The organism is Actinophytocola glycyrrhizae (assembly GCF_042653545.1).
Taxonomy (GTDB): domain Bacteria; phylum Actinomycetota; class Actinomycetes; order Mycobacteriales; family Pseudonocardiaceae; genus Actinophytocola; species Actinophytocola glycyrrhizae.
Genome location: NZ_JBHSIS010000002.1, coordinates 979,195 through 1,005,433, shown reverse-complemented (window position 1 = coordinate 1,005,433; position 26,239 = coordinate 979,195). Strand labels below are relative to the sequence as shown.

The following is a 26,239-nucleotide window of genomic DNA, read 5'->3' as shown; positions in this document are numbered from 1 at the left end:
TCGGCCGGCAGGCCAATCTCAGGTGCCACAGCAACTCGCTCTCGCCAGGTGCCTCCCGCCCCAAGGGTGTCAACTTCGAGGGGAAACTAAACATGGCCGCTCGTGGCCGTCCTGACGGCCACGATCCGGACCGGCTGGCTGCTGACGGTGTACTCCCTAGGATTGCCGTTGCCCTGTTTAGGGGGTACAGTTGTACGAGATCGTCGACGACAACGCCGACGCGGACCGAAACGAGTAGCCGAACCGATGACCACCGCCAAAGGCCGTCCCTCCCGGGGCGGCGAACCAGTCGCCCTCGACGAGCTGCTCCAGGCCCTCGCCGAACTCCCCGATCTCGACCCGGTCGAGCGGGCCCGCGCCTGCAGGGAGCTGATCGAGGTCACCAAGGCCGTCCTCTCCCGTGAGCGCCGCCACGCGCTGCTGCGGGCCAACACCGGCCCGGACCCCATCGGCGCCACCGAACTCGCACGCCGGCTGGGGGTCGCCCGCAGCCGGGTCACCGACGCGATCGCGCTCGCGCGCTCCGAGATCGCCAGGACCACCTGACCGGGTGGCGACGGCGCAGGCAAGTCGACGATGGCCGCGCGGGCTCCGTCACCACCGGCGGGGCCGCTACGTCGAGGACGGTGATTACAGGCCCGGAACAGTGACGAAGAACGCCGGTGAACGTCACCGAACGCGATCCGTCAACCGCACGTTCACGTTTTCGTGTGCACGCCACGGTTTCCCTTTCGAATTCTCCTAGAATGGCCGTCAAAGCCGCTCCAAGATGTGGAGAAACCGTGACCCTCGTGGATGTCGACGTCGTTCCCCCGCCGTTCTTCTGTCCGATTCCCGCCGCTGTCCACCCGGCGGTGGGGGAGATCGAGGCGGTGGCGATCGAGTGGCTCGACCGGGTTCACCTGCACCGGACGGACCGGGAGCGGGACCGGTTGCTCGGCACGCACAGCGCGGAGTTCTACGCGCGCTTCGCCCCCGACGGGGTGCCGACCCACATCCTCACCGCCGCGCTGTGGGTGTACTGGGGATTCGCCTTCGACGACGCCCGGTGTGACAGCGGGCCCTACAGCATGGACCCGTCCGCGTTCCTCGCGTTGTCAGGGATGGTGCAGCGCGCCATGGAGGGCACCGTCCGCCCCGCCGAGCCCTACGCCGCGGCGCTGCACGACATCGCCGCGCGGATGCGCACCCAGGTCACCGCCACCGTCTTCCGGCGGTTCGTCGAAGCGCACCGGCACTGGCTGCACTGCGTGGCGTGGCAGATCGGGAATTGTGCTGCCGGGCGCATGCCCACGGTTCAGGAATATCTCACCATGCGCGCCGGCAGCGCCGGTGGACCGCCGACGGTCGAACTGCTGGAGATCGCCAACGGAATCGAGGTCCCGTCGCGGGAAATGGATTCTCCCGCGGTCCGGGCGCTCACCGAGATGACGCAGCTGATCGCCTCGCTCGACAACGACCTGCATTCCTTCCGGAAGGAGCTGGTCGAGAACCAGACCGCCCATAACATCCTCAGCGTCCTCCGCGGGCACGACGGGCTGAGCCCGGCCGCGGCGCTCGACGCAGCCGTCTCGATCCGGGACCGGGCCATGATCCGCTTCCTGGAGCTGCGGGACCAGGTGCGCGCCACCGCGAGTGCGGAGCTGCGGACCTATCTGGCCGGTCTCGGCCACGCCATCCGCGGCAACATCGACTGGGCGGGCAACGTTCCCCGGTATCTCAGCGGCGGCCCACTGCGGGTCGAGATCAGCGAGGAACCGCACGACACGAACCCCGACCCGCTGCCCTACCCGGCCGTCTCCTGGTGGTGGGAACGGCTGGCCGGGTGATTCACTCACCGGTCATGGCGAGTGCTTCCTCGATCGGGGTCGCCACGATCCGGTGCTCAGGCACCGGCGCCACCCCGAGGACGGCCTCCCGCGCCATCGACTGCGCCACGACGGGTGCGTCACCGCCGACCGGCACGTTCCCGATCGCGAGGTGACGGGACCCGCGGTGTGCGGCCGGTGGGCTCGGCGTGCCCGGTGTGGCGGGCGGCACCGGTGACTCCAGCCATGAGTGCCGTGATGGTCCTGGTGAGTCCCGCGGTGTCGAGCCGGTTGCGGCGCAGTATGTCCGGGCGGGGGCCGTGGGGGAGGAACTCGGCGGGCAGGCCGAGCGCGTGCACCGGCGTTCGCACGCCGGCCGCGGTGACGGCCAGTGCGAGGTGGGCGCCCGCGCCGCCGACCCGGAGGTTGTCCTCCACGGACACGACCAGCCGGTGCCGGGCGGCGAGGTCGACGAGCGCCTGGCCGGGCGGGCTCACCCACCTCGGGTCGCACACGGTCACACCGGTGCCGTGCTCACCGAGCTTCAGCGCCGCACGCACCCCGACCGCCGCCATCGGTCCGATGGTGACCAGCAGGACGTCCCGTCGGTCGGTCTCGTAGAGCACGTCGACGCCGCCCTCGGTGCGCAGCTCCGGCACGTCCGGCCCGGTCGTGCCCCTCGGGAACCGCAGCGCGGTCGGCCCGTCGGCCGCGACGGCCTCGGCGAGGAGCTGCCGGAGCCGTGCGCCGTCGCGGGGTGCCGCGATGCGCAGCCCCGGCACCGCCTGGAGCAGCGACAGGTCCCACATGCCGTGGTGGCTCGGCCCGTCGTCACCGGTCACCCCGGCCCGATCCAGCACGAACGTCACAGGCAGGCGGTGCAGGGCCACGTCGAGCAGGACCTGGTCGATGGCGCGGGTGAGGAACGTCGCGTACACGGCGACGACCGGGTGCATGCCCGCCATGGCGAGGCCCGCCGCACAGGTGACCGCGTGCTGCTCGGCGATCCCCACGTCGATGACCCGCTCCGGGAACTCCTCGGCGAACCGGTGCAGGCCGGTCGGCCGCAGCATGGCCGCGGTGAGACAGGCCAGGTCGGGCCTTCGTCTGCCGAGCCGCACGATCTCGTCGGCGAAGACGGACGTCCACGCGGGCGGCCGGGCGGCGGTGGGCGCCGAGGCGGTGCCCGCTGCGGTGCTGGGCGCGGGCGGCACGGCGTGCATGCGGTCGGCCTCGTCGATCTCGGCGGGTTCGTGGCCCCTGCCCTTCGTCGTCACGCAGTGCACGACCACCGGGCGGCACAGCGCCCGTGCCTTGCGGAGCGCGCGTTCGAGCTCGTCGATGTCGTGGCCGTCGACCGGACCGACGTAGGTGATGCCAAGGTTCTCGAACACCGAGATCCGGAACTTGCCGGTGGCACCGCGGAGGTCCGCGAGGTGGCGGCCCACCGCGCCGCCGGTCGGCGCGTAGGAGCGGCCGTTGTCGTTCAGCACGATCACCACCGCCCGGTCGGCCGTCGCGATGTTGTTGAGCGCCTCCCAGCACATCCCGCCGGTGAGCGCCCCGTCGCCGACGACGGCGATCACGTGCCGGTGCCGTCCCGGTGACAGCGCGAACCCCCGGGAGAGGCCGTCGGCATAGGACAGTGCGGTCGAGGCGTGCGAGTTCTCCACGAGGTCGTGCGGCGACTCGGCGCGGCTGGGATAGCCGGAGAGCCCGCCAGGCTGGCGCAGCTGCTCGAACTCGTGCCTGCGCCCGGTGAGGAGCTTGTGCACGTAGCTCTGGTGGCCGGTGTCGAACACGATCGCGTCCTCCGGTGAGGAGAAGACGCGGTGCAGTGCGATCGTCAGCTCGACGACGCCGAGGTTGGGGCCGAGGTGCCCGCCGGTGCGGGTGACCGTCGAGACCACCACGTCGCGGATCTCCTCGGCGAGTCCCGGCAGGTCCTCGGCTGGCAGCGCACGCAGGTCGGCCAGGTCGCGCAGGCGGTCGAGGGCCGGTGCGGGGTAGGACGGCAGCAGCGGGGCGATCACCGAGGGGCTCCGATCGCTGGTGGGTTGAAGCGGGCGTCCTCGACCGCGGTCACGTGCTCCGCCCCCGCGCAGATCGACCTCGGCGCGGCCGGCACGACGCGTCTGGCACGGGGGAGGGCTGATCCGGCTGGCTCCGGACTGGTCATCTGTCCCACCTTCAGGAATTGGCGACAAATAGGCCGTGGGCAGTTGTGAAGACTTTATGGAATGCGTGGGACATCATCCGAACAATTCGGAGACGTACGGATGCGCTCCACCATACGGACCGGTTCCCGGAACTCAAGGGGGAAGGTGAGTGAGCGGGGTCCGGTCACTCGAAGGGCTGGGACCGGGCCGCTGGGATCTGCCCCCGTGACCTGGCTGACTTCCGATGATCACGCAGTGAGGTTACCCAGGTGGCACTCCGTGAACACGCCCCGACGGGGGGTTCCTGTCCGCCACCCAGCGTGGCGGAACGGCGCATTGACAGCCCTGTCCGGTGATTATCGTCCCGCGAAGGACGAGCATCCGGTCCCCGGTTTGTATTAATTCCTCAGTGGTCCCGGCGCCGGTGTTACGTTCGGTTGGAAATAGCCGGACGAATACGGAGGAACGATGACGAGCACGGCACCGGCCCCGGTCACGTCGGAGGCGGAACGCATCATCGGAGCTGCCCGGACCCGTGTCGACGCCGTGCTCGACGAGTTCCTCTCGACGAAGGCGGCGCAGGCGCCGGACGAGTGCCTGCCTCCGGTCGTGGCCGCGGTGCGGGAGTACGTCGGAGGCGGCAAGCGCCTGCGCCCGGTCTTCAGCCACTGCGGATGGCTCGCCGCGGGCGGCGAACCGGACGCGCCCCCGGTCGCGCGGATCGGGGCGGCGCTGGAGCTGTTCCACTCCTTCGCCCTGATCCACGACGACATCATGGATGGTTCCGAGCTGCGCAGGGGCGGGCCCGCCATGCACGTGCGGCTGGCGGCGCTCTGCCAGGACGGCGCGGACCCCGCGGCGGCCGGCCGGTTCGCCGTCAACGCCGCCATCCTCGTCGGCGACCTGTGCCTGGTCTGGTCCGACGAGCTGCTGCACGCCGCCGGGCTCGCCCCGGCGCGGCTCGCAGCGGCGCGGCCGCTGCTCGACGCCATGCGCACCGAGGTGATGGCCGGGCAGTACCTCGACCTGGAGAGGCCCGGCGAACGTGACTGGCTCTCGCGGGCGTGGCGCACGATCGGGCTGAAGACCGCCGGGTACACCGTCGAGCGGCCACTGCAGCTCGGTGCCGCGCTGGCCGGTGGCGAGCGGGCGCTGCTCAGGACGTGCACCGCCTACGGCCGCCCCCTCGGCGAGGCGTTCCAGCTCCGCGACGACCTGCTCGGCGTCCTCGGCGACCCGGCCCGGACCGGCAAGCCCGCGCTGGACGACCTCCGCGAGGGCAAGGCCACCGTGCTGATGGCGCTGACCTGGCAGCGGGCCTCCGCGGCCGAGCGGGGCACGCTGCGTGCCCTGCACGGCGACCCGGGCCTCGACGAGTCCGGCGCCGAGGTACTGCGCGGCATCGTCCGGTCCACCGGCGCCGACACGGCCGTCGAGCGGCTCGTCAGTACGCGGATCGGCCAGGCACTGGCCGCACTGGCCGCCGCACCGATCGCTGGCCCCGTCCGCCGGGCACTGACCGAACTCGCCGAACAGGTGGGCGCACGCGATCACTGAAAACCCAACACAGAGGAGAAGAACATGATCAGGAAGACCATCGTGGCATCGGCCATCGCCGGACTGCTCACCCTCGGCGCGGCGCCCACCGCGGCCGCGCAGGCCCAGCCCCCCACGCCCCAGTGGATTCCCGTCTTCTACTTCGGGACCCAGACCTACTGCATGAAGGCCGGCGCGCTGGGCGAGCAGACGGGCGTGCTGACGCCGGGCGGCTGGAAGTGTGACAGCGGCTGGCTCATGGTGCAGCCGCCGGCGAAGAGCTGACCCTCCCGTCCTGTCCGATTGGAGTACGACATGCGCGCTCCCGTGGGCCAGGTCCTGCCCCAGCGGCACGGACCGGTGACCGGCCACTGGGTCCAGCTCGGTCTCGCGCCGACCGGCTCGCCACCGCGGGCGTTGTTCGGCGACCTGGCCGCACTCGTGCGGGAATGGCGTGCTCGACAGGTGGTCGAGGACTTCTTCTTCATGCACAAACCACCGGGCATCCGGGCGCGGTTCGCCCCTGCGCCGGGGCGGGCGGCCATCGTCCGGGCCGAGCTTCGCGGGCTGGTGCGGGGCTGGTGCGCCACCGGACTCGTCGCAGGCGTCGAGCCGGGGGTCTACGAGCCGGAGGAAGCCCGGTTCGGCGGTCCGGGACCGATGGACCACGCGCACCGGATGTTCACGGTGGACGCCGTGACCTGGCTGGAGTTCCACGCCCGGCCGCGGCAGACGCCGGCATGGGCGCTCTCGCTCGCCATGCTGCGCGCGGTGTTCGACGCGATGGCCGTCGACAGCGGGCGGGAACAGGCGATCGGGGCCCGGATCGCCGCGGCGGGCAGGCTGGTCCCGAGAGAGGTGACCGGCGCGGCGGCCGTCGTGGCCGGGCTGCGTGCCTGGTGGCACCGGCCCGGCGCTCTCCGGGAGGACGAGGTCCGGCGGCTCGCCGCGGCGCACGCCGCGCAGGTGACCCCGCTCGCGGCGGCCTGGGCCGCCGCACTGCGCGACGGAGACGTGGACGAGGCCCTGGCGTGGTACGTGGTGTTCCACTGGAACCGGGGCGCGCTCAGCTTCGGCAGGCAGGCCCTGCTCACCGAGGCGCTCTCCGCCGTCGACTGGAGCCGCCGCGATGTGTGCTGACGGCATCCTCACCGGTCCGGTCGGTCTGCTGCGCGTCGCGGGCCTTCCCGTCACAGTGCTCGCGCGGGCGGGGAACCCCCTTCTGTTCGAGCGCATCCGGGCCCGGCAGCGGTCCGAATTGGACTACGCCGGGTTCGCGGCCCGCCTCGCCGACCGGCTGACCGCGGAGTTCGTGCCGCACCCGGAGCTGCCCGCCCCGGTACGCGGTCTCGCGGTCGCGACGCGGCGGGTGCTGCTGCGCGGACAGCCGGTCGACGCGGCGGACTGCCGCAGGCTCGCCGTGGTCAACGCGGTACTGGACGGGCAGGACAGCCTCACCGGCGACCTGCTGCGCGCCGCCGCGTGGTCGCGGGACCTCGCGGCCGAGGACCGGCGGCTGTCCAGGGCCATCGCGCAGGAGAGGTCGCGCATCGCGACTTTGCCGTGGGAGCTGGTCACGAGCTGCCCCGGCGCGCTCCGGGTCGTGACGGACGCGGCCCCGAACCTCCCGGCCGAGATCGAGGAGCGGCTCGGGGACGACCCCGGATGGACCGGGAAGCGGATGCGGCAGCGGGCCGACTACCTGCTGCGCATCCTCGCCAGGGCGGCGTGCAAGACCACGCCGCGTGGCTGGCTCGGGCACGTCGCCGTCGCGCGGACCGGGCCAGGCCCCGGCGACCGGCTGCTCGCGGACGCGCACGTCGCGGACTACGCCGTCCACACCGTCGACAACATCGGCGAGCACCGGCGGGCCCTGTCCGGAGCAGCCGACCTGCCCGACGCGTGGCTGTCGATGACGGGGCTGCACTGGGTCGACGACGACCGGCTGTCCTGCTGGGTCGCCGACCCGGACAGCGAGGCAGGCGCCCGGTTCGTGCGGGTGCGCCGCACCCAGCCCGTCGACGTCGTCCGGCAGGTGCTCGGGGGCGGGGTGGTGCGTGCCTCGGACGTGGCCGCCCTGCTCGCGCCTGCCGAGGACGACAGCGGCAGGGTCGTGGTGCGCCGCTTCCTGCACCACCTCGTGCGGCTCGGCGTCGTGCAGGCCTCGACGTGTCCCGAGTCCCGCCTGCGGCGCTGGTACGCCCAGCCGCGAGCGGAGCAGCCCGCGCGCAACGGCGCAGGCGGTGGCTTCGTGGACGTGTACCGGCGCGGCGGCGGACATGTGCCGGACGCGGCACTCGGCCGGCTCACCGAGCTGGTCGCCCAGGCCGGGCGGGTGCAGGCCGTGGTCGCGCCGCCCGCTCGACCGCACCCGGTGCTCGCCATGGTCGACACGCGTCCGTGTCCCGTGACCGAGCTCGTCGCGCGGTTCCTCGACGGCCGCTCGCCCCAGCCGCCCGAGCGCCACCACCCGGCCTGGCGCCGCCCGGAGCCGGGCACGCCCCACCACCGGCTGTGCGCCTGGCTCGACGAGCACGCCGACCTCGACGAGGTCGACCTCACGCCCGCCGTGCTCGACGGCATCGGGGCGCCGCCCGCGCGGCGCAGGCCGTGGCCGGTCGACTGCCTCGTCCGGCCGCTGCCTGGCGGGCACCCCTTCGCGGTTCTGGAGGCGGTGCTCCCCGCGGGTGTGGCGGACGCCCGGTTCGCGGACGCGTTGCGCGAACTGCACGAGGACATTTCGCACGTGGACGCGTACCGCACGTTCCTGAACCTGGCGGCCGCACGCTGCGGTGCCGAGGTGGTCGAGGTGCTCGTGCCCCCGAACGGGACGCGCGGCGCCAACGCCGTGCGCCGCCCCCACTACACCCCCGTGTGGACCGGTGACGCGGACTCCGCGACCTACCTCGGCGACCACCGGGCCACCGGGCGGTACCTGCCGCTCGCACACATCACCCTGCGCCGGGACGGCGAGCGGCTGGTCGCCGAGGACCGGTCCGGGCGCCCGCTGTGGCCGCTCTGCCACGCGACCCGGGTGCCACCGCCGCCGTGGGACGTCGTGCTGGCGCTGCTCACCGCGGCGGCGCCGGTCGGCGAGTTGGCGGCCCCGTTCCTGCCCGGGGACCCCATGACCGCGTTCCCCGGCAGGCGGTGCCTGCCCCGGCTCGTCGTGGACAGCGGCCTGGTGCTCGCGCCCCGGTCGGTGGTCCTGCACCGGGAGGAGCTGCCGCGCCCCGGCGCGCAGGCCGAGGACCGGGTCCGGGCCCTCGCCCGGCTGCGCGCGGCGAGCGGGCTCCCCCGCTGGAACTTCCTGCGGGTGCGCGGCGCGGGCCGCCCCCGGCCGGTCGACCTGGACAGCGTCACCGCGCTCCGCGTGTTCGACCGGGTGCTCGCCGATCCCGCCGCGACGGCCCTCGTGCTCGAGGAGATGTCGCCGAACCCGGACCAGCTCACCGTGCGCGACGAGGCCGGCGAGCCGCTCGCCGCGCAGGTCCTGCTGCGCCTGCCGCACCGGGTGAGCCCGGACCGGCTCGCCGACGAGGCGGCCCGTGCCTGGCTCGAACCCGAACCGTCCATTGTGGACGGTGTGGCCGTCGCGGCGCGCTGACCCCCCACAAGCACCACCGGGGACTCCGGTGGGACGCAGGTCAGAACAACCGAAGGAGACACACGATGCAGTCCACGATGGAACTCGAGGAACTGGACGAGTTGGTGGCGAACCTCGACACCCACATCAGCGAGGTCACGGTGGTCGACGACGCGCAGACCCCGTCGCTGCTCCTGTGCAGCCTCGGTTGCGGCGGCGGTCACTCCTGGTACCACTGCTGGTGAGCCGACGGAGGCGGGGACATGAGAGTGTCGGCGGGACCGACGTCGGATCTGGTGGGTGCCGCTGAGCACGTGCTCGCCTCCTGGACCGCCTCAGCCGTCGCGAGCACGACCGGTCCCGACCTGGGGCCGATCGTGCTCGCGACGCTCGTGCCCGACGGCGAGGTGCCGGACGAGGCGAGCCGCGCCTGGCTGCGCGCGGGCACCCGGTGCCGTGGCGGGCTCGGGCTGTTCGGCGGTGCGAGCGGGATGCTCGCCGGGCTGCGGCTCGTCGCTGGCCGACGCCCGTGCGCGGAACGGGCCGCGGAACGGGCGGCGGCCGCGATCGCGGCCACCCCGTGCCGGTGGCGTGCCGCCGCGGTGGGGTTCGACGACTACGACGTGGTCGGCGGCCCCGCCGGCGTGGTGCTCGCACAGCTGACCGGAACCCAGCCGGTGCGGCGGGAGTGGCTGATGCCCGCCGTCACGCACCTCGTCGACCTCGCCACGAGCGCGACCGGGTTCCGGATCGGCGCGCTCGCCGGGCATCCGCTCGCGGGGTGGGCGCAAGGCGGTGTCGTCACCGGGCTCGCGCACGGCGTCGCCGGGCCGCTCGCAGCGCTGAGCGTGGTGGTGCCGCGCCTGCCCGGCGACCACCGGGTCACCGACGCCGTGCACAGCCTCGCGACCTGGCTCGCGGCCCAGCGGTTCGTGGACGCCCTCGACGTGGCGTCGTGGCCGGAGCGGGTGCCCGCACCCGAGCACGGCGGCGAGGTGCGCAGGCAGGGCTGGTGCTACGGGACGCCAGGCGTCGGGTGGGCGCTGTGGGCGGCCGGGCACGCGCTCGTCCGGAGCGGTAATCCGGACGGGAACCTGTTGTGCGCGGCCGCGACCGAGGCGATGGGCACGCTGTGCGCGGCCTACGACCCGGACCGCCACCTCGACCACGACCCGTTGTCCGTGTGCCACGGCGCGGCAGGCGTGCTGCTCGTCGCCGACGCCTTCGCCCGCCACGCCGGGCTGCCGGCCGCCGCCGCGCTGCGCGAGGACCTGACCGGTCACCTGACCGGCCGGCTCGACGAGGTCACGCGCCTCGACGCCGGCCTGCTGACCGGTGCCACCGGCGTGCTCGCCGCACTGCTCACCGCGGCGGGTGGCGACCGTGGCTGGCTGTCATGTCTTGCCATGTACTAGCGAGTCCACAGGAGACATACGATGAATCCGTTGCGGGTGGTCGACCTGCACAAGGCGTTCCGCGGCAGGCCGGTCCTGTCCGGGATCGAGTTCGAGCTCCAGCCGGGCGAACTGTTCGGGATCATCGGCGAGAACGGCGCGGGCAAGTCGACGCTGCTGCGGATCCTCGCAGGCGAACTGCCCGCCGACCGCGGCGACATCATCTACGCCGGCACGCTGGGCTACTGCCCGCAGAACATCGTCCTGAACGACGACCTGACCGTCGAGCAGCACCTGAGGTTCTTCCAGCGCGCCTACCGGCTGCCCGGGCTGCTGCACGCGCACGAACTGGTGGAACGGCTCGGTTTCGACCAGCACCGCGGCACGCGGGCGGGCCTGCTGTCCGGTGGTACCAGGCAGAAGCTGAACCTCACGATCGCGCTCATGCACGACCCGGACATCGTCCTGATGGACGAGCCCTACCAGGGCTTCGACTGGGACAACTACCTGAACTTCTGGGACATCGCCGGGGAACTGCGGGACCGGGGCAGAACCGTGTTGATCATCTCGCACATCGCGCACGACATCGAGCGGTTCGACCGCCTGCGCAGGTTGCGGGACGGGCAGCTCGACGAGTCGGCCGTGATCGAGGAGGTGACCGGCGCGTGAACGGGAACGAGTCGCTGTCCGACGCGACGAGGTACGAGATCGCCCAGCACGCGCGCAACCGCGTCGCGCTCGCGCTCGTCGTCGCGTTCATCCCGGTGTGGCTGACGCTGGTGCACGTGATCATCCCCGCCGGCGAGGTGTCCTTCTACCACAACGTGACCGGTCGCGCGGTCACGCTCGACGCCAACCGGCTCTCGATGGTCTCCGGCGCGATGAACGCCGTCACGCTGATCGTCGGGTTCATGATGTTCTCGGCGGTGCGGCGGTCGAGCGACTTCGACCGCCGCCTCGTCCTCGCCGGCTACACGCGGTCCGCGCTGCTGCTCGCGAAGCTCATCGCGCTCGCGCTGGCGGCGGCGGTCGTCTCGCTGTACGCGACGGTGGTGCTGGTCCTGTTCTGGGCACCCGACCTCGTCGTCCAGTTCTACCTGAGCCTCACGCTGAGCGGGCTCACCTACGGCGGCATCGGCATCCTGCTCGGCGTCCTGTTCCGCACCGAGCTCGCCGGGATGTTCCTCATCATCATGATCAGCCTGGTCGACGTGATGGTGCAGAACCCGATCATCGCCCCGTCGAGCCGGTCCGGCGCGGTCACCCTGCTGCCCACCTACGGGGCCATGCAGAACGCCGTCGGCGCGGCGTTCACCGGTGACCTGTCGGTCGGCTACTTCCTGCTCGGGCTGCTCTGGCTGGCCGGGGCGGCCGTGATCGGCCTGGTGGTGTTCCACCGCCGCACCCGCGACCACATCGCCAGGGTGGACTCGGCGATGTCGCGCCCGCAACAGGACCGCTCCGCGACGGTCGTGGTGAGCCTGACCCCTGAGGGAAGGCTCCGGATCCACTCGGCGACCGGTCCCGTGGTGGTCCACGACTGCCCCCACGACCTGGGACCACAGCCGGACCCACCGCAGGAGCCCGCCGTCGTCCCCGTGAGCCGGCTGGCCCTGGAGTTCATCGAGCCGGGCAGCCCGGTGGGGCTGGCGAACACCCCGGCGACGGCGGGCGACCGCCGGTGAGGCGGCCATCCCGCCGCCGAGGTGGGTCAGGTGAGGTCGAGGACGGTCTTGCCGGTGCCGTGGCCGGAGTCGAGGCGCTCGTGGGCGCGGCGGACCTCCTCGAGGGGGAGCACCTCGGCGACGACGGGACGGGCCTGGCCGCGTTCGAACAGCGGTGTCATCTCGTCGAGACGGCGGCGTTCGCGGGTGAGCATGATGCCGTGCAGGTGCTGGTTGCGCTGGTAGAGCGGGGTGAGATCGCCGGAGGGGGCGAGCACGGTGGCGATCCTGCCGAACGGCCGGGTTGCGGTCGCGCTGGTCACCACGTTCTCGCCGCCGACGAGGTCGAGCACGGCGTCGACCCCGGTGCCGCCGGTGTGGCCGAGTGCGACGTCGACGACGTCCTCGCTCTTGTAGTCGATGGCGGTGGCGCCCAGGTCGGTGAGCAGTTGCCGGTGGCCGGGGCCCGCGGTCGCGAGTACCCGCGCGCCCGCCGCCACGGCGAACTGCACGGCGAACGACCCGACCCCGCCCGCGCCGGCGTGGACGAGGACGGTCTCGCCGGGCCGGACGGCCAGGCGGCGCACGATCGCCTCCCACGCGGTGCCGCCCGCCAGCGGGATCGCGGCCGCTTCGACGTGGCTGAGGTTGCGCGGCTTCTGCGCGACGATGTCCTCGGCCACCACGTTGTAGTCGGCGTAGCTGCCGGCTCGGGAGTTCATCTCGGGCGTGTAGTAGACCTCGTCGCCGGGGGACAGGCCGGACACCCCCGCGCCAACGGCCTCGACCACCCCGGAGACGTCGCCGCCGAGCACCGCGGGCAGTGGCAGGTCCGGGATGGCCTTGCCCTGGCGGATCTTCGCCTCGACCGGATTGGTGCCCGAGGCCATGACCCGGACGAGCACCTGGCCCGGCCCCGGCGCCGGCCGTTCGACCTCGCTGAGGGTGAGTACCTCCGGGCCGCCGAACTCCTCGATCACCACTGCTCGTGTCACCATGGCCGTCGGCTACCCGGCACCGAGCCCGCGAAACGACACGGTCAGTCCAGGGCGCCGTCCAGGACGCCCTGGGTGACGCGGTCGTCGAGGGAGCTCACCGGGGTCTCCGAGCGCACCCACGGGTCGCCGCCGAAGTACTTGGCCACGATGCGTTCCGCGGTGCGCGTGGCAAGTGCCTGTGTGGTGAGCGTCGGGTTGGGACCGCCGAGCGCGTTGGCGAGCGCGGAGTTGTCGCCGACGAACAGGCGGTCGACCCAGCGTGCTTCCGCGTGCTCGTCGAGCACCGAGTCGGCCGGGTCGGTACCCGTGCGCATCGTGGAGTGCACGTGCAGCGGTACCGGAGGGAAGTCCATCCGCAGCACGGTCCGCGCGCCCGCGGCGCGCAGGACGGTGGCAGCGCGGTCGCACAGGAACTCCCGGTTGCGCCGGGTCCGGAGGCTGCGGGTGCGCTGGTCGAACACCACCTTCGGGATGGGGCCGTGCTCGTCGGGTGGGAAGACCGAGCGGAGGACCCGGTTGTCCGGCTCGACGTCGTCGTCGGTCAGCACCAGGACGTTGACCAGGCGGTCCACATCGGACAGGACAGCCTCGAGTTCCGCGCCGACGACCCGCCCCGCGCGGCCGTCCCAGGCGCCGACCGGGCCGCGACCGTTGTCGTAGGCGCCGCGGACACCGCTGTCGGACAGGCCGAGGCTGAGTGCCTGCAACGCGGGTGGCAGCCCGACCTGTTCGATGGCGCCGCGGCCGGGGAAGTCCGCGCGGGCCGAGGACGCCGCACCCTTGGAGTTGCCGGTGTAGGAGTCGAAGACGCCGATCACCCAGTCGATGGCGTGGTCGGTGTAGCCGCGGCCGACCCAGCCGTTGGGGTTCGGCAACCCGCTGTTCAGCCACAGACGCGGGTTCTCGGTGCAGCCACCGGAGAGCACCACGACCGCCGCGGTTTCCTCGTGCACGGCGCCGCTGCGCGTGTCACGCCACCGCACCCCGCGCGCGACCGTGCGGCCGCCGCGCTGCTCGGTCAGCACCTCGGTGACGAACGCGTCGGGGACCAGCGTGGCCCGCCTGCCGCCCCACCGGTGGGCGGTGAGCATCATGGGCACGTAGGAGTTGTCGGTCTGCCGCTTGGCCTTCAGGTTCCTCGAAGCCCGCCGCGGTTCCAGACAGCCCTGGAAGCAGTAGCCGCAGAACGTGCAGCCGGTGGCTTGCGGGAACAGCAGGCGGGCGCTGTCGTCGGTGCGGCCCGCCGTGCCACCCGGTTGCAGAATCGCGTTCTCCTGCGGGCGGAAGCTCTCGCGGAGGATGTCCTTGGTGGTGTTCACCGGGAGCCCCGCGCGCTCGCACCCGTGGAAGAACAGGGCCTCCTTGGTGCCCATCGCGGCGGTCTGCACCGGCAGTGTCGCCTCGACCCACTCGTAGTACGGGATCAGGTCCCGGTAGCCGAACGGGAACCGGTGCGCCACGTCGTAGGCGGCGCGGTCGGCGCCGGTGTAGCCGGCGAACACGCCGGGCATCGCGCGCGGCGAGTTGCCGAAGTAGTGCTGTGTGGTGCCGCCGGTCCCGGCCAGCTGGAACACGAACGAGTACTGCGGCTGTTCGCGGTACCACGGCGGCTGCTCGAACCGGTCCGACGAGCCGAAGCGGAAGTAGCCGTCGGCGGGGTTGTTGCAGTCGTTCTCGTACCGCGACCACTCGCGTTCCGGATCACGGTGGAACGGTCCGGCCTCGAGCACGAGCACGTCCAGGCCCCGCCCGGCGAGTTCCTTCGCCAGGACCGGCCCACCGCCGCCTGCTCCGACCACGATCGCGTCACGCATCAGCTCGCTCCGAACTCGGGCGCGGTCTCGACCGCGCGACGTCCCTGGTAGTAGCCGAGGAACTCGGCCCAGCCGTCGGCCGGAACGGTGCGACCGGGCATGTAACGGGACCGGTCCCAGCCGACCGGCCTGCGGACCGCTCGCCCGCTGCCGCGGTCGAACACGGCGAACTCCGTGTAGGCGGTGAAGGTGCAGAAGGTCAGGAGCAGACCGCCCGCGAAACGCAGCAGTCCCGAAGCGCCCTCGTTCAACGGTTCCGGCGCGTGTGCGTCGATCAGCCCGACGAGCGTGGGGTCGGCCTGCTCGATGCGCTGGAACGCCGCGGCCTTCTCGGCGTGGCTGAGGTTCGCGAAGGGCGAGCCGGCCACCGGACCGACGACCGCGGTGGGGCGCACCTGGGTGGCGGCCACGTTCATCAGCAGTGCCAGCGTGAGCGAGATCGGCAGCGTCCGGTCGTTGCGCAGCGCCGACCGGATGACGTCGTCGAGGGTGGCGCCCACCGCCTCTAGCGGCGCGAGCAGGCCGCCCAACAGGGACGACGGGATCGGCAACTCGCTGACCCCGGTCGTGAACGCCGCGGTCAACGCGTGTACGTAGGAGTCCGGCCACGAAAGGAAGAAGTCGAGGGTGTGCTGCAGCAGTGCGGGCGCGCCTGCCGCGACCCCACCGGGCGTCGGGCTCGTGAGCCCCTGCGCCACCGAGTACCGGTCGGGTCCCGGCACCCCGAACGCCGCGAGGCCACCATAGGTGTCCTGGGTGAGGAGGTTCAGCGCGGGCCGGGCCACCAGCTCCAGCAGCGGTTCGAGCGCCTCCGGCACGTCGGCGGTGGCGGCGGGGGCGGACCACACCCCACCGGCGGCCACCGCCGCACCGAGCAGACCGGCACGGACAAGCAGGTCACGACGACAGAGTTCTCGCGGGGGCGGGGAACTGCCCTGGTCTGGGTTCGCACGCACCTGGCCATGGTCACCAGGTCCCGTGCCGGGACGCAGAACGAACAGGACACCGGGGGAGAAAGCACTCACCGGAGTACGAAAAGCAGGTTCCCGTCTTGTCCACGCCGGACAAATACCGGCCCGCCCTCCCGGAGCCGGCGGTCGACGCGCGCGACGGCCTCGAAGGCGCAACGACCACCGAGGCGTGTGGCTCACCGCCGGGTCCGCGTCGTTTCGCCGGCAGCTGGGCGGGTAGCCGGTCCGTTGGAGGGATGATCGATGGCACAACACGAACTGCCTGTACCGGACTACGACCACCTGCCGCTCACCGAGCTGCGCCACCGGGTGCGTTCACTGGCGGAACCGGAGCTGCGGGTGCTGGTCGACCACGAACGCGAGCACGGTGACCGGGTACCGGTCCTGGAGGTGCTGCGGGCACGGCTGGCGGAGTTGCGCGGCGGTGCGGAACCGTCGCCCGGCGACCCGCGGGCGATCCCCGAGGCGTCCCGGCCGGCCGGCCGCTCGCCCGTCGACCAGTCCACCGCCGCGGAGCCCACGGCGCCCCTGCGGCACGGCCAGGCCGACCAGACACCGTCGCACGGTCGGCGGTGAGTCTTTCGACGTGAGGTGCGGCGGGGTTCGCGGCTGACGCGGCCCCGCCGCGCCTTCACCGAATCGGGTGCACCTGCGCGTTCCGCCGCGATCCTGGGCCGGGGTTGCTGAACTATGGCTCCATGAACTTCGGCAGGACCGCCGTCGCGCTGTTGTGCGCGCTCGTTTCGGCGTTGGGTTGCGGCACGCTCGTGGCACACGCGGACGGGCCTGCCAGGGCGATCGTCCAGGGGCTTCGTACCCCGTGGGCGATCGCCTTCCTCCCTGGCGGGGACGCGTTGGTGACCGAGCGGGCCAGTGCCCGGCTGCTGCGGGTGATGCCGACCGGCCGGGTGTCCCTGGTGGGGGTGGTGCCCGGGGTGGTGCCCCGCTCGCAGGGTGGGTTGCTGGGGGTGGCGGTGTCGCCGCGGTTCACCGTCGACCGGTTCGTCTACGTCTTCCTCTCCGCCGCTCAGGACAACCGGATCGTCCGTTTCCGCTACGACGAGGGCACGGCCGGGGGCATCAGGGGCGTCGAGACCGTGCTCGCGGGCATTCCCGTCGCCGACGACGCCAACGGGGGCAGGCTGAAGTTCGGCCCGGACGGGATGCTGTACGCGACCACGGGCTACAACTTCCGGCCCGAGTACGCGCAACACCCCGCCTCGCTGGGCGGGAAGATCCTGCGGATGACACCGGAAGGCCGCCCGGCACCGGGCAACCCGTTCCCGGGCTCGGTGGTGTGGACACTGGGCCACCGCAACGTCCAGGGCCTTGTCTGGGACCTCCGAGGCCGGCTCTACGCCACCGAGTTCGGCGACGCCACGTTCGACGAGCTGAACCGGATCAGGCGGGGCGGCAACTACGGGTGGCCGCACGCCGAGGGACCGTCGATCGACCCCCGGTTCACCGACCCCGAGCTGACCTGGCGCACGGGCGAGGCGTCACCGTCGGGCGTCGCGTTCGCCGGTGGTTCGCTGTGGGTCGCCGCGCTGCGTGGCGAACGGCTCTGGCAGATCCCGCTCGGCGGTGACGGCCGTCCTGGCAGGCCCGTCTCGCACTTCGTCGGCACGTACGGGCGGATGCGTGACATCGTGGTCGCGCCCGACGGTGCCATGTGGCTGCTCACCAACAACACCGATGGCGTCGGCGTGACACGCCTGGGCGACGACCGGTTGATCGTCCTGCCGCCGCGCTTCCCGCAGGGCGCGTAATCCGCCGTTCTGGCACCGGAAACCGCAGTGACCTGAACACGTGTCAGGTGTCGAAAGGATGCTGTACGTGGGTTTCAGCGTTGGTCTTCCCGTGCTTCCCGTGGCAGGGCGGCGGATCGCGCCGGAGTTGGACCGCGCCGGATCGGCCGGCCCGCCCGACCGGAACGACGGGGACACGGCCACGCTCGTGTGCGGCACCCGGCCCGAGCTGATCAAGCTCGCGCCGTTGATCCGGTACTTCGGCAGGCGAGCTGCGGTCGTCTACACCGGACAGCACTACGACACGTCGATGTACTCGCTCATCCGGCAGGACATCGCCGAGCCGGGCCGGTTCCACGAGCTTGCCTGCGGCGGTGCCGGTCGGGGCAGGCAGCTGGGGTTGTCGGTGGCGGCGGTCGACGAGATCCTCTCGAACCACCCGACGTCGGCGGTCTTCGTCCAGGGCGACACCACCTCCGCGCTGGCCGGAGCGCTGGCGGCCAACGCGAACAACGTCCCACTGGTGCACGTCGAGGCCGGGTTGCGCAGCTACGACCGGTTGATGCCGGAGGAGCACAACCGCGTCGTGATCGACCACCTGGCCGACCTCTGCTGTGCGCCGACCGAACTGAACCGGGACAACCTGCTCGCCGAAGGGGTCGCGGTGGACCGGATAGCGGTGACCGGCAACACGGTCGTCGAAGCACTGCGGTCCGCCGTCCCCACCGCCGCCGAACAGCGCGCGGCGCTGTGTGCGCTGGGCCTGGTGGTGGACGGCTACGTCGTGGCCACCATCCACCGGCCGGAGAACGTGGACGAACCCGGCAGGCTCGCGTGCATACTGCGGGAGCTGGCCCGGCTGCCGCTGCCGGTGGTCCTGCCACTGCATCCGAGGACGGGCAAGCGGATCGAGCAGTTCGGCATGCTTCCGCTGCTCGACGGGCTTCGCGTGATCGAACCGCAGGCGTACCCGGCCTTCCTCGGCCTGGTGTGCGGCGCCGCGGTCGTCGTGTCCGACTCGGGTGGGATCCAGGAGGAGGTGAGCGTGCTCAAGCGCCCGGTCGTGGTGGTGCGGCGCAGTACCGAACGCCCCGAGATCGAAGGGACGTTCGGCACGTTGGTACCGGCCGGACCACGGATCTACAGCGAGGTCGTCAGGTGGCTGGACGACGTGGCAGGTCACCGCGCCCGGCTGGCCGGCATCCCGTCGCCCTACGGGGAGGGCTCGCCCTCGGCACGCATCGCGGCCGCGGTCCGGGGGCTGACCGCGGCGCGGTCGATGGTGGCGGCGACCTGATTGGCGAGGCGCACGCTCGAGTTCCAGCTGGTGACCCTGGGATAGACGTGCGCGGTCGTCGCCAGCAGCACCGGGGTGCCGGGCAGCTCGACGGGTGGCCGCTGCCGCAGGTAGCCGAGGGGGTACACCGGTTCCACGAAGGGTGCCTTGAAGACGTGGACCTCGTCGATGTCGTCATCGGTGAGCGGCAGTCCTGAGTAGAGGGTGCGCAGCTGCCCGGTCCAGCGCGCGGCGATACTGTCGCCGTCCTCCTGGTAGAGCGTGGACTCCCGGTCGGTGTACCGCATGACGTAGGCCAGGTGCCTGCCGCCGTAAGGAGCTGTCCCGGCGAGAGCGGACATCTCCACGACGCCGTCGAACTCGGTTCCCGACCGCACCACAGGGGTCCAGTAGTGTCCGGCGAGTGGCCTGCGGAGGAAGAACAGGGCGTTCACCACACCCTGGTACGGCAGCCGCACGGTCGGCAGGCGAGCGGCCAGGTCGTCGTCGGCGAGCTGCCGCAGCTGTGGCAGCGGCAGCGTGGACACCACCTGGTCGGCCTCGACGATCTCCCCGCCCGGCAGCGTGACGCTCGCTCGTCCGTCCACAACGGACAGCTGCTCGACCGGTGTGGACAGGCGCACCGTCGCGTCGCCTGCCTCGATGGCGGCTCGCAGTCCGTCGATGACGGACCTGTAGCCGCGGGCCGGGTAGCCGCGCGTGGCCACGTTGCGTTCGCGGCCCAGCCGCTGCCACAGGTACAGGGCGGGTACGTCCCCGAAGGAGTGGCCGAACTTCGAGCCGAACATGGGGGCGAGCAGGGTTTCCCACACCGCGTTGCCGTAGAGCCCGCGCAACCAGTCCTCGGTGCGGGTGTCGTCGAGGTCCCTGCCGCGGCCGAGCCCGCGCAACAGCAGGGACACCACACCGAACCGGATCCGGTCGGGCAGCCCCAGCGGCGTGAACCGCAGCAGGTCCCGCGCGGTGTTGAACGCGTGGTGGCGGCCGTCGACGATCATGCCCATCTCGGTCCTGCGCCAGCGCACCTCGTCGGCGAGACCCAGCTCCGCCAGCAGGCCGAGCAGCTCGTCGTCGGACGGCATCACGCAGTGGTAGAACCGTTCGACCCACCCGTCCCGCCACGCGAAGAACGTGCCGAGACCGCCTAGCTGGTCACTGCCCTCGATCAGCGTCACCCGGTGCCCGCTCCTGGTGAGGCGGTACGCGGTCGCCAGGCCGCAGATCCCGCCGCCGAGGACCGCGACATGCCGGCCCGTCGGGTTCGTCCCGGCCATCACAGCGTCCGGTAGGGCGCGGGCGCGAGCCGGTCACGCAGCAGCAGCCGCAGGTACTGCAGAACCGTCCGCCCCAGTTTGAGCTTGCTGGCGCCCGGTTTGCGGTCGTAGCGCAGGCACAGCGGCACCTCGCTGATCACCGGTCCACAGTGGCGCAGCTTGAGCAGCAGTTCCACCATGCAGGCGAATCCCTGTTCCTCGATGAGGCGCTCGCCCCAGTGACAGGTGGCCCGGTCGAGCAGGCTGACCCGGTAGGCGCGGAAACCACTGGTGAAGTCCCGCACCCCGTCGAGCCGCAGCGTGCGACGGAACAGCACCGCGGCACCGCGGGACAACAGCCGCCTGCCGTAGGGGGCGCTGGTGTCGTCCCCGCCCGCGACGAACCGCGAGCAGATCGCCACGTCCGCGCCCGCCGAGATCTCCGCGCGGAGCCGGGTGATCAGCGCCGGGTCGTGGGTGTCGTCGGCGTCCATGACGACCACGATGTCGTCCTCGTCCGCTGCCGCCAGCGCCGCGCGCAGCCCCGATCGCACGGCCTGACCGAGGCCCAGGTTGACCTCGTGGCGCACCAGTCGCACGTCGAGGCCGGGCGCTCCGGTGCCCGCGGTCTCGGCGGTGGCGTCCGTCGAGCCGTCGTCCACCACCCAGACCGTCAGCTCCTCGGTCCTGGCAAGTTCGGCGAGCCTGCCGAACAGCGGCGGCAGCGCGGCCGCCTCGTTGTAGGCGGGCAGCACGACGTGCGCCCTGCCGATGGTCGGCTCCGGTGCCGTGCGGGCCGTGGGCAGGGCGGCCGGTTTCTGCGTGTCGAGCACCTCGACCTTTTCGAGTGCCACGGGACCCCTCATTGTCGCTCTGGTTCGGGCGGCAGCAAAATTATCAATCCGGGACCGGCAGTTCTCGTGTCACCTGGACGTTTTCCCCGCAGTTTTGTCAAAATCTGGCCGTGGCGGCGCTGAAAGGCCGGCGTGAGCACAACCAGATTCGCTCAAGGGAGTAATAACTTGACCTCGAACAGATTGCACGGGCCGCAATTGCGCGGAAAAGGTCCGGCATTGTCACCGAAGGTCTCTTTCGGGTGTACTCGAACGGGTGCTCGCGATGGCATGAGCGTGGGTCGGCCGAGCGTGACCCGAAAGGGTGAACCGTGCTGACCGAAATGTGGCCGGCCGGCACCGCGACGGCGAAGCGCGGCCCGGCCCGGCGCGGCCTGGTGCACAGGGTGGCGGTCACGGACGTGCTGAGCCGGGTGAACGCCGTCGCGGTGCTGCTGGTCGCCGTCGACGTGCTGGCGGTCGCCGCCGCGGCCACGGCCGTCTCGGCCCACCGGGGTGCGGCGCTGGTACTGGCGGCCACACTGCTCGGTGTCCGGGCGAGCAGCAGGCTCTACCGCAGGCGGCTGTGGCTGTCGTGGCTGCACGACCTGCCGCGGTCGGTCGCCTCGACGATGACGGCCTTCGCGCTGCTCACGTGCGTCGCGCTGCTCACCGGGCAGGACCCGGCGACCACCACGGCCGTGCAGTCGGCGGTGCTGGCCTTCGCCGTCATCGGCGAACCGGCCCGCCTGGCCGTCTTCGCGTTCGGGCGCTGGTGCCGGCGCAGGCTCGGCCGCTGCGATCGGACGATCGTGGTCGGTGCGGGCAAGGTCGGCGTCGACCTCGTCGGGACCATGTTGCGCCACCCCGAGTTCGGGCTGCGGCCGGTGGCCTTCGTCGACTCGGAACCCCAGCCCGACGCCGCGTCCCTGCCGGTCGAGCTGCTCGACGAGGACCTGTCGACGGCGATCACCCGGCTGCGGGCAGGCACCGTCGTGCTGGCCTTCTCCCACGCCCGTGACTCCCCGGTGGTCGACGCCGCGATCGCCGCCCACCGCCTCGGCTGCACCACGCTCGTCGTTCCGAGGATGTTCGAGCTGCACGAGGACGGGCCGCACATCGAACGGCTGCGCAGCTACCCGCTGGTCCGGCTGAGGAGTGCGCCGACCAGCAGGCCGGCCTGGTGGGTCAAGCGCGGGCTGGACGTGCTGCTCGCCGCGGTGGCGCTCGCGGCGCTGCTCCCGGTGATCGCGCTGTGCGCGCTCGCGGTGCTGGTGGAGAGCGGCCGCCCGGTGATCTTCCGTCAGGTGCGGGTGGGCATGGACGACCGCCCGTTCCTGCTCTACAAGATCCGCAGCGTGCGCATCGGCGACGTGGACGACTCCCAGAGCCGGTGGTCGGTCGCTGGCGACGCGCGGGTCGGCCCGGTCGGCCGGTTTCTGCGCCGCACGTCGTTGGACGAACTGCCGCAGTTGTGGAACATTCTGCGTGGTGACATGTCCATTGTCGGGCCACGACCCGAGCGGCCCGCTTTCGTGCGCGAGTTCTCCGCCATTCACGACCTGTACTGGGCCCGGCACCGGGTGCCGACCGGATTGACCGGGCTCGCCCAGGTGCACGGGCTGCGCGGCGACACCTCGATCGCCGACCGGGCCCGGTACGACAATTACTACATCGCGAACTGGTCCTTGTGGTTGGATGTGAAAATCGTGTTGTTGACGGTGGGTGAACTGGTGTGCCGGCGAAAGCGTTGAACCGGCGAGCGCGCGGTGTTCTCGCCGGCGCCGCCGCGCTGGTTCTCGTGGTTTCGTGCACGCCCGGCTGGGCGACGGACACCAGCGCGCCGCCGCCGAAACCGCTCGCGCCGTGTGCGTGGTGGTACGGCATCGGCGAGCCGCCGACGGCCGCCGACCTGGAGATCGCGGCCGAGCGCTACGACGTGGTGGTCCTCAACGCCACCGAGACCGCGGCGATGCGCAAGCTGCGCGCGCTGAACCCGGAGATCAAGATCCTGGTGTACAAGGATCTGTCCAGCACCCGCAACTATCCCGGCGCCGTGAACGGGAACACCGACGCCACCTGGTTGCCGAGCGGCATCGGTTACCACGCCGCGCAGAACAAGCACCCGGACTGGTTCGCGCTCGACAACAAGGGCGGGCGCATCGAGTGGCGCGGCTACCCGAAGCACTGGCAGATGACGGTGTGGACCGCCGCCTACCAGAAGGCATGGACCACCGCGGTGACCGAGGAGGTCACCAGGGAGGGCTGGGACGGGGTCCTCGCGGACAACGACTTCAACTCGCTCAGCCACTACTCGTCCGCGGTCCTCGCGGGCACCGCCGACGCCGAGGAGACCGACCGGCTGCTGCGTGACGGGCTCGACGCGTTCCTGACGATGGCGGGCGAGTCGTTGCAGAAGGCCGGGAAGATGTTCGTGCCCAACGTGTCGGAGACGCGCCTGATCCCCGGCCGGTGGACGGCGCACTCCCGGTTCAGCGGCGCGATGGAGGAGAACTTCGGCTTCCGCGACGACGGCGGTACCGGTGAGCTGCTGACGTTCCAGGGCAACGAGTGGAAGGAACTGCGCGCACAGGCGGCGCTCGGCGAGTCCTGGCTGCTGCTGCTCACCCGCACGCGGAGCGCTCGTGAGGAGCGTGCCGGCTATGCGAGCGCGGCCCTGCTGGCCGGGCCGTACACCTGCTGGACCCCGGCCACCACGCCGACCTACCTGAATCCCGAGTGGTCGAAGCTGCAGGACTCGGGGCTCGGGGAGGCTGTCGACGCGGCGACCCGGCAGTCGACCGGCGTCTGGACCCGCCAGTTCACGAACGGCTGGGTGGCGGTCAACCCCACCGCCGTCGCGGTGCCGGTGACCCCGCCCGCCGGACTGGTCGACCTGACCGGAAATCCGGTGTCCCAGATGGACCTCGCCGCCGCGGACGGCGCGGTGCTGGTCAGACCGGCGGGATGATCACCGGCCGGTGAGCTCCCGGTACAGCTGGAGGTGGCGGCGCGCCGCCACCTCCGGGGCGAACCGTTCCCGCGCGCGTGCGGCGAGCAGCCGCCCGGCACGCGCGGGGTCCGGGTCGGCGAACAGCTCACGCAGCCGTGCCGCGAGCCCCGCGATGTCACCGGGCCGGGCGAGCCTGCTGACCGTGCCCGGCACGTCCAGCATGTCGGCGACACCGCCGGTGTCGGTGGCCACCACCGGTTTGCCCGCGGCCATGGCCTCGGCGACGACGAGGGGCTGCTGCTCCATCGTGGACGGCAGCACGAGCGCGTCGTGTTCGCACAGCAAGGCGGGCACGTCGGCGCGGAACCCGAGGAACCGCACGCGGCCGGCCAGCTCCGCCCGGCACGCGGACCGTTCCGCCGCCGCCCGCTGCGGGCCGTCGCCGATGACCGTGAGCGTCGCGTCCGGTGGCAGCACACCGGGCATGGCCAGGGCGTCGAGCAGCGGCAGCAATCCCTTGCGTGCCACCAGGAGACCGGCGAACACCAGCCTGCGCACCGGCCCGGCGGGCGGTCGCGCCTCGGGCAGGTGGACGGCGTTGTCGATGTGCGTGAGGCGGCGGCCGGGTACCAGGAGACGCCTGCGCAGGAACTCACCCATCGCGGGGGCGGGCACGACCGTGCGGGTGACGGTTCTCGCCAGCACGGCGTCCGCGGTGAGCACGGCCCTGGAGTAGGGGGAGGGCCCCGGTGCGGCCGGGGCACCGCGGAACCACGGCTCGGTGAGATCGTCCGGCACACCGTGGTAGGTGTGCACCACGGGGCAACACGCGCGGAGACGCGCGCTCACCAGCCCCGCCCGGCGGTCCTGGGCGTGCACCACGTCCGGGCGCCACGCGCGCACCGCGGCCCGCGCCGCCCGTCCGGCGCGGAGATCTCCCTTGCGTGCCACCAGAACCGGCACGTGGTGCGCCGTGATCGCCGCGGCGCCGCGGCTCGGCACCGGGCCGAACACGCGCACGTCTGCATCGCCGGTCGCGAGCAGCGCCGCGGCGAGGGCGACCGTGGTGTCGACCGGGCCGCCGCGGTCCTGGGTCAGCACGTACGCGATGCGCATGCGGCGGGTCATCGTGCCACCTCCGGGTCGGTGAGTTTCTCGACGAGCGTGGCGATCCGCTCGTGCACGCGGTCGCCGCCGAACAGGTCGTCGACGCGGCGGCGGCCGAGCAGGCCCTCGCGGGCGGCGAGCGCGGGGTCGGCCAGCCGGGCGGCGATCGCCCCGGCGAGCGCGACCACGTCACCGGGGGGCACGACGGCGCCCGCGCCACCGACGCTCTGCCGCACCCCGCCGACGTCGAAGGCCACCACCGGGCGAGCGCAGGCCATCGCTTCGAGCGGCACCAGGGCCATCCCTTCCGCTCTGGAGGGCAGCACCACCACGTCGGCGGCCGCGTAGTGCTCGGCGACCGCGTCGCTGTGTCCCCACCACCGCACGGAGTGGTGCGCTGCGACGGGGAGGGTGGTCTGCCAGCGCTCGGCGAGCGGCCCGTCCCCGACGAGCACGAGACGCGCCGCCGGGACCTCGGCCAGTACGGCGGGCCACGCGGACAACAGCTGGTCCTGTCCCTTCTGCGCGGCAAGGCGGCCGACGCACACCGCGGTGGGCGCGTGCTCCGCGAGACCGAGCCCCCGGCGGGCGGCCGACCGGTCCGCAGGGCGCAGACGGTCGGTGTCCACGCCGTTGCAGACCACCTCGGCAGCCGCGGTGACCCCCTCGGCCCGGCCGGCGGCCAGCTCGTCGTCGCTGACGCACACGAGCTGGTGGGTCCACCGGGACGCGAACCGTTCCCACGCCACGGCCGCCGCCCGCAACGGCCCGTTGGCGGACTGGAAGGACCACAGGTGTGGCTGGAAGATCGTCGGCAGGGCACCGCGCACGGCGAGCCTGCCCGCGAGACCGGCCTTCGAGCTGTGCAGGTGCACGACGTCGGGCGCGAGCCGGTCGAGGATCCGGCGCAGGCGGATCACCTCGCTCGCCGTGGCCGGTCCAGGACCGCGGCCCGCCCGCCAGGCACGCACGTCGATCCCGGCCGCGCGGGCCCGGTCGGCGAGCCAGCCCCCCGGTGGGCAGACGACGGTGACCGACCAGCCGCGGCCGTGCTGCGCCGTGGCGAGCTGCAGAACCACCTTGGCCACCCCGGCGGTCACCGGCTGGGTCACGTGCGC

At 72.4% G+C, this 26,239-nt stretch carries 24 protein-coding genes; 15 read left to right on the top strand and 9 right to left on the bottom strand.

Translation table 11 applies throughout. From position 1 onward, the window contains the following. Positions 1 to 246: 246 nt before the first annotated feature. Both ACFPCV_RS04490 and ACFPCV_RS04485 read left to right on the top strand, forming a co-directional pair. Positions 247 to 546: a hypothetical protein gene (locus ACFPCV_RS04490; protein WP_378054708.1), complete on the top strand. Its 300-nt coding sequence runs from the start codon at positions 247 to 249 to the stop codon at positions 544 to 546. A gap of 236 nt (positions 547 to 782) precedes the next feature. After that, complete coding sequence (locus tag ACFPCV_RS04485; protein ID WP_378054707.1) at positions 783 to 1,829, top strand: terpene synthase family protein; 1,047 nt, start codon at positions 783 to 785, stop codon at positions 1,827 to 1,829. Between the two features lies 1 nt (position 1,830). Here ACFPCV_RS04485 and ACFPCV_RS04480 read toward each other — a convergent pair whose 3' ends face one another. Both ACFPCV_RS04480 and ACFPCV_RS04475 read right to left on the bottom strand, forming a co-directional pair. Next, positions 1,831 to 1,965, bottom strand: a complete 135-nt coding sequence (locus ACFPCV_RS04480) for a hypothetical protein (RefSeq protein WP_378054706.1) — start codon at positions 1,963 to 1,965, stop codon at positions 1,831 to 1,833. Continuing rightward, complete coding sequence (locus ACFPCV_RS04475; RefSeq protein ID WP_378054705.1) at positions 1,949 to 3,841, bottom strand: 1-deoxy-D-xylulose-5-phosphate synthase; 1,893 nt, start codon at positions 3,839 to 3,841, stop codon at positions 1,949 to 1,951. The genes ACFPCV_RS04480 and ACFPCV_RS04475 overlap by 17 nt, the downstream gene beginning before the upstream one ends. Positions 3,842 to 4,435: 594 nt before the next feature. Here ACFPCV_RS04475 and ACFPCV_RS04470 point away from each other — a divergent pair. From ACFPCV_RS04470 to ACFPCV_RS04435, 8 genes are all read left to right on the top strand, one after another. Beyond that, positions 4,436 to 5,524 (top strand): polyprenyl synthetase family protein, encoded by a 1,089-nt coding sequence (locus tag ACFPCV_RS04470; RefSeq protein WP_378054704.1) that lies wholly within the window; start codon positions 4,436 to 4,438, stop codon positions 5,522 to 5,524. Between the two features lie 24 nt (positions 5,525 to 5,548). Next, positions 5,549 to 5,788, top strand: a complete 240-nt coding sequence (locus tag ACFPCV_RS04465; protein ID WP_378054703.1) for a hypothetical protein — start codon at positions 5,549 to 5,551, stop codon at positions 5,786 to 5,788. 30 nt (positions 5,789 to 5,818) lie between these two features. Next, a complete protein-coding gene (locus ACFPCV_RS04460) occupies positions 5,819 to 6,643 on the top strand; it encodes a thiopeptide-type bacteriocin biosynthesis protein (RefSeq protein WP_378054702.1) in 825 nt (274 codons plus the stop codon). Continuing rightward, entirely contained in the window at positions 6,633 to 9,110 is a 2,478-nt protein-coding gene (locus ACFPCV_RS04455; protein WP_378054701.1) for a hypothetical protein, read from the top strand. The genes ACFPCV_RS04460 and ACFPCV_RS04455 overlap by 11 nt, the downstream gene beginning before the upstream one ends. Before the next feature lie 65 nt (positions 9,111 to 9,175). Continuing rightward, positions 9,176 to 9,334, top strand: a complete 159-nt coding sequence (locus ACFPCV_RS04450; RefSeq protein ID WP_378054700.1) for a hypothetical protein — start codon at positions 9,176 to 9,178, stop codon at positions 9,332 to 9,334. An 18-nt stretch (positions 9,335 to 9,352) separates the two neighbouring features. Beyond that, the gene (locus ACFPCV_RS04445; RefSeq protein ID WP_378054699.1) at positions 9,353 to 10,504 is read left to right on the top strand and encodes a lanthionine synthetase LanC family protein; all 1,152 of its coding nucleotides are present in this window, start codon (positions 9,353 to 9,355) and stop codon (positions 10,502 to 10,504) included. Between the two features lie 21 nt (positions 10,505 to 10,525). Then, positions 10,526 to 11,152 carry an ABC transporter ATP-binding protein gene (locus tag ACFPCV_RS04440; RefSeq protein WP_378054698.1) on the top strand — a complete coding sequence of 209 codons (627 nt, stop codon included), beginning with the start codon at positions 10,526 to 10,528 and terminating at the stop codon, positions 11,150 to 11,152. After that, entirely contained in the window at positions 11,149 to 12,168 is a 1,020-nt protein-coding gene (locus ACFPCV_RS04435; RefSeq protein ID WP_378054697.1) for an ABC transporter permease, read from the top strand. The genes ACFPCV_RS04440 and ACFPCV_RS04435 overlap by 4 nt, the downstream gene beginning before the upstream one ends. A 26-nt stretch (positions 12,169 to 12,194) precedes the next feature. On the opposite strand, the gene ACFPCV_RS04430 is transcribed toward ACFPCV_RS04435, so the two are convergent. Genes ACFPCV_RS04430 through ACFPCV_RS04420 form a run of 3 tightly spaced genes read right to left on the bottom strand, consistent with a single transcriptional unit; the run spans position 12,195 to position 15,915 of the window. Further along, a complete protein-coding gene (locus tag ACFPCV_RS04430; protein ID WP_378054696.1) occupies positions 12,195 to 13,145 on the bottom strand; it encodes a zinc-dependent alcohol dehydrogenase family protein in 951 nt (316 codons plus the stop codon). A 41-nt stretch (positions 13,146 to 13,186) separates the two neighbouring features. After that, positions 13,187 to 14,959: a GMC family oxidoreductase N-terminal domain-containing protein gene (locus ACFPCV_RS04425; RefSeq protein ID WP_378054695.1), complete on the bottom strand. Its 1,773-nt coding sequence runs from the start codon at positions 14,957 to 14,959 to the stop codon at positions 13,187 to 13,189. Continuing rightward, the gene (locus tag ACFPCV_RS04420; RefSeq protein ID WP_378054694.1) at positions 14,959 to 15,915 is read right to left on the bottom strand and encodes a hypothetical protein; all 957 of its coding nucleotides are present in this window, start codon (positions 15,913 to 15,915) and stop codon (positions 14,959 to 14,961) included. The genes ACFPCV_RS04425 and ACFPCV_RS04420 overlap by 1 nt, the downstream gene beginning before the upstream one ends. Positions 15,916 to 16,173: 258 nt before the next feature. On the opposite strand from ACFPCV_RS04420, the gene ACFPCV_RS04415 reads away from it, so the two are divergent. The 3 genes from ACFPCV_RS04415 (at position 16,174) to wecB (ending at position 18,975) form a co-directional block, all read left to right on the top strand. After that, a complete protein-coding gene (locus tag ACFPCV_RS04415) occupies positions 16,174 to 16,506 on the top strand; it encodes a DUF8129 domain-containing protein (RefSeq protein WP_378054693.1) in 333 nt (110 codons plus the stop codon). A gap of 122 nt (positions 16,507 to 16,628) precedes the next feature. Next, positions 16,629 to 17,699, top strand: a complete 1,071-nt coding sequence (locus ACFPCV_RS04410; protein WP_378054692.1) for a PQQ-dependent sugar dehydrogenase — start codon at positions 16,629 to 16,631, stop codon at positions 17,697 to 17,699. 67 nt (positions 17,700 to 17,766) lie between these two features. Continuing rightward, positions 17,767 to 18,975 carry a non-hydrolyzing UDP-N-acetylglucosamine 2-epimerase gene (wecB, locus tag ACFPCV_RS04405; protein ID WP_378054691.1) on the top strand — a complete coding sequence of 403 codons (1,209 nt, stop codon included), beginning with the start codon at positions 17,767 to 17,769 and terminating at the stop codon, positions 18,973 to 18,975. Here wecB and ACFPCV_RS04400 read toward each other — a convergent pair. Both ACFPCV_RS04400 and ACFPCV_RS04395 read right to left on the bottom strand, forming a co-directional pair. After that, on the bottom strand, positions 18,891 to 20,249 hold the full coding sequence (locus ACFPCV_RS04400; protein ID WP_378054690.1) for an FAD-dependent oxidoreductase: 1,359 nt from the start codon (positions 20,247 to 20,249) through the stop codon (positions 18,891 to 18,893). The genes wecB and ACFPCV_RS04400 overlap by 85 nt on opposite strands. Further along, positions 20,249 to 21,082, bottom strand: coding sequence for a glycosyltransferase (locus tag ACFPCV_RS04395; RefSeq protein ID WP_378054689.1), 834 nt, complete (start codon positions 21,080 to 21,082; stop codon positions 20,249 to 20,251). The genes ACFPCV_RS04400 and ACFPCV_RS04395 overlap by 1 nt, the downstream gene beginning before the upstream one ends. A gap of 311 nt (positions 21,083 to 21,393) precedes the next feature. On the opposite strand from ACFPCV_RS04395, the gene ACFPCV_RS04390 reads away from it, so the two are divergent. Together ACFPCV_RS04390 and ACFPCV_RS04385 are read left to right on the top strand one after the other, a co-directional pair. Next, the gene (locus tag ACFPCV_RS04390) at positions 21,394 to 22,815 is read left to right on the top strand and encodes a sugar transferase (protein WP_378054688.1); all 1,422 of its coding nucleotides are present in this window, start codon (positions 21,394 to 21,396) and stop codon (positions 22,813 to 22,815) included. Continuing rightward, positions 22,797 to 24,032 carry a putative glycoside hydrolase family 15 protein gene (locus tag ACFPCV_RS04385; RefSeq protein WP_378054687.1) on the top strand — a complete coding sequence of 412 codons (1,236 nt, stop codon included), beginning with the start codon at positions 22,797 to 22,799 and terminating at the stop codon, positions 24,030 to 24,032. The genes ACFPCV_RS04390 and ACFPCV_RS04385 overlap by 19 nt, the downstream gene beginning before the upstream one ends. Here ACFPCV_RS04385 and ACFPCV_RS04380 read toward each other — a convergent pair whose 3' ends face one another. Further along, positions 24,033 to 25,142 (bottom strand): glycosyltransferase family 4 protein, encoded by a 1,110-nt coding sequence (locus ACFPCV_RS04380; RefSeq protein WP_378054686.1) that lies wholly within the window; start codon positions 25,140 to 25,142, stop codon positions 24,033 to 24,035. Continuing rightward, positions 25,139 to 26,233: a glycosyltransferase gene (locus ACFPCV_RS04375; RefSeq protein WP_378054685.1), complete on the bottom strand. Its 1,095-nt coding sequence runs from the start codon at positions 26,231 to 26,233 to the stop codon at positions 25,139 to 25,141. Before ACFPCV_RS04375 ends, ACFPCV_RS04380 begins: the two co-directional genes overlap by 4 nt. Positions 26,234 to 26,239: the final 6 nt, after the last annotated feature.

Bases quoted from the DNA above. Each gene is read 5' to 3' on its own strand.
- ACFPCV_RS04430 (WP_378054696.1), bottom strand. From the start codon at position 13,145: ATGGTGACACGAGCAGTGGTGATCGAGGAGTTCGGCGGCCCGGAGGTA.
- ACFPCV_RS04445 (WP_378054699.1), top strand. From the start codon at position 9,353: ATGAGAGTGTCGGCGGGACCGACGTCGGATCTGGTGGGTGCCGCTGAG.
- ACFPCV_RS04450 (WP_378054700.1), top strand. From the start codon at position 9,176: ATGCAGTCCACGATGGAACTCGAGGAACTGGACGAGTTGGTGGCGAAC.
- ACFPCV_RS04400 (WP_378054690.1), bottom strand. From the start codon at position 20,249: ATGGCCGGGACGAACCCGACGGGCCGGCATGTCGCGGTCCTCGGCGGC.
- ACFPCV_RS04440 (WP_378054698.1), top strand. From the start codon at position 10,526: ATGAATCCGTTGCGGGTGGTCGACCTGCACAAGGCGTTCCGCGGCAGG.
- ACFPCV_RS04455 (WP_378054701.1), top strand. From the start codon at position 6,633: ATGTGTGCTGACGGCATCCTCACCGGTCCGGTCGGTCTGCTGCGCGTC.
- ACFPCV_RS04380 (WP_378054686.1), bottom strand. From the start codon at position 25,142: ATGACCCGCCGCATGCGCATCGCGTACGTGCTGACCCAGGACCGCGGC.
- ACFPCV_RS04425 (WP_378054695.1), bottom strand. From the start codon at position 14,959: ATGCGTGACGCGATCGTGGTCGGAGCAGGCGGCGGTGGGCCGGTCCTG.
- ACFPCV_RS04415 (WP_378054693.1), top strand. From the start codon at position 16,174: ATGGCACAACACGAACTGCCTGTACCGGACTACGACCACCTGCCGCTC.
- ACFPCV_RS04465 (WP_378054703.1), top strand. From the start codon at position 5,549: ATGATCAGGAAGACCATCGTGGCATCGGCCATCGCCGGACTGCTCACC.
- ACFPCV_RS04470 (WP_378054704.1), top strand. From the start codon at position 4,436: ATGACGAGCACGGCACCGGCCCCGGTCACGTCGGAGGCGGAACGCATC.
- ACFPCV_RS04490 (WP_378054708.1), top strand. From the start codon at position 247: ATGACCACCGCCAAAGGCCGTCCCTCCCGGGGCGGCGAACCAGTCGCC.
- ACFPCV_RS04460 (WP_378054702.1), top strand. From the start codon at position 5,819: ATGCGCGCTCCCGTGGGCCAGGTCCTGCCCCAGCGGCACGGACCGGTG.
- ACFPCV_RS04410 (WP_378054692.1), top strand. From the start codon at position 16,629: ATGAACTTCGGCAGGACCGCCGTCGCGCTGTTGTGCGCGCTCGTTTCG.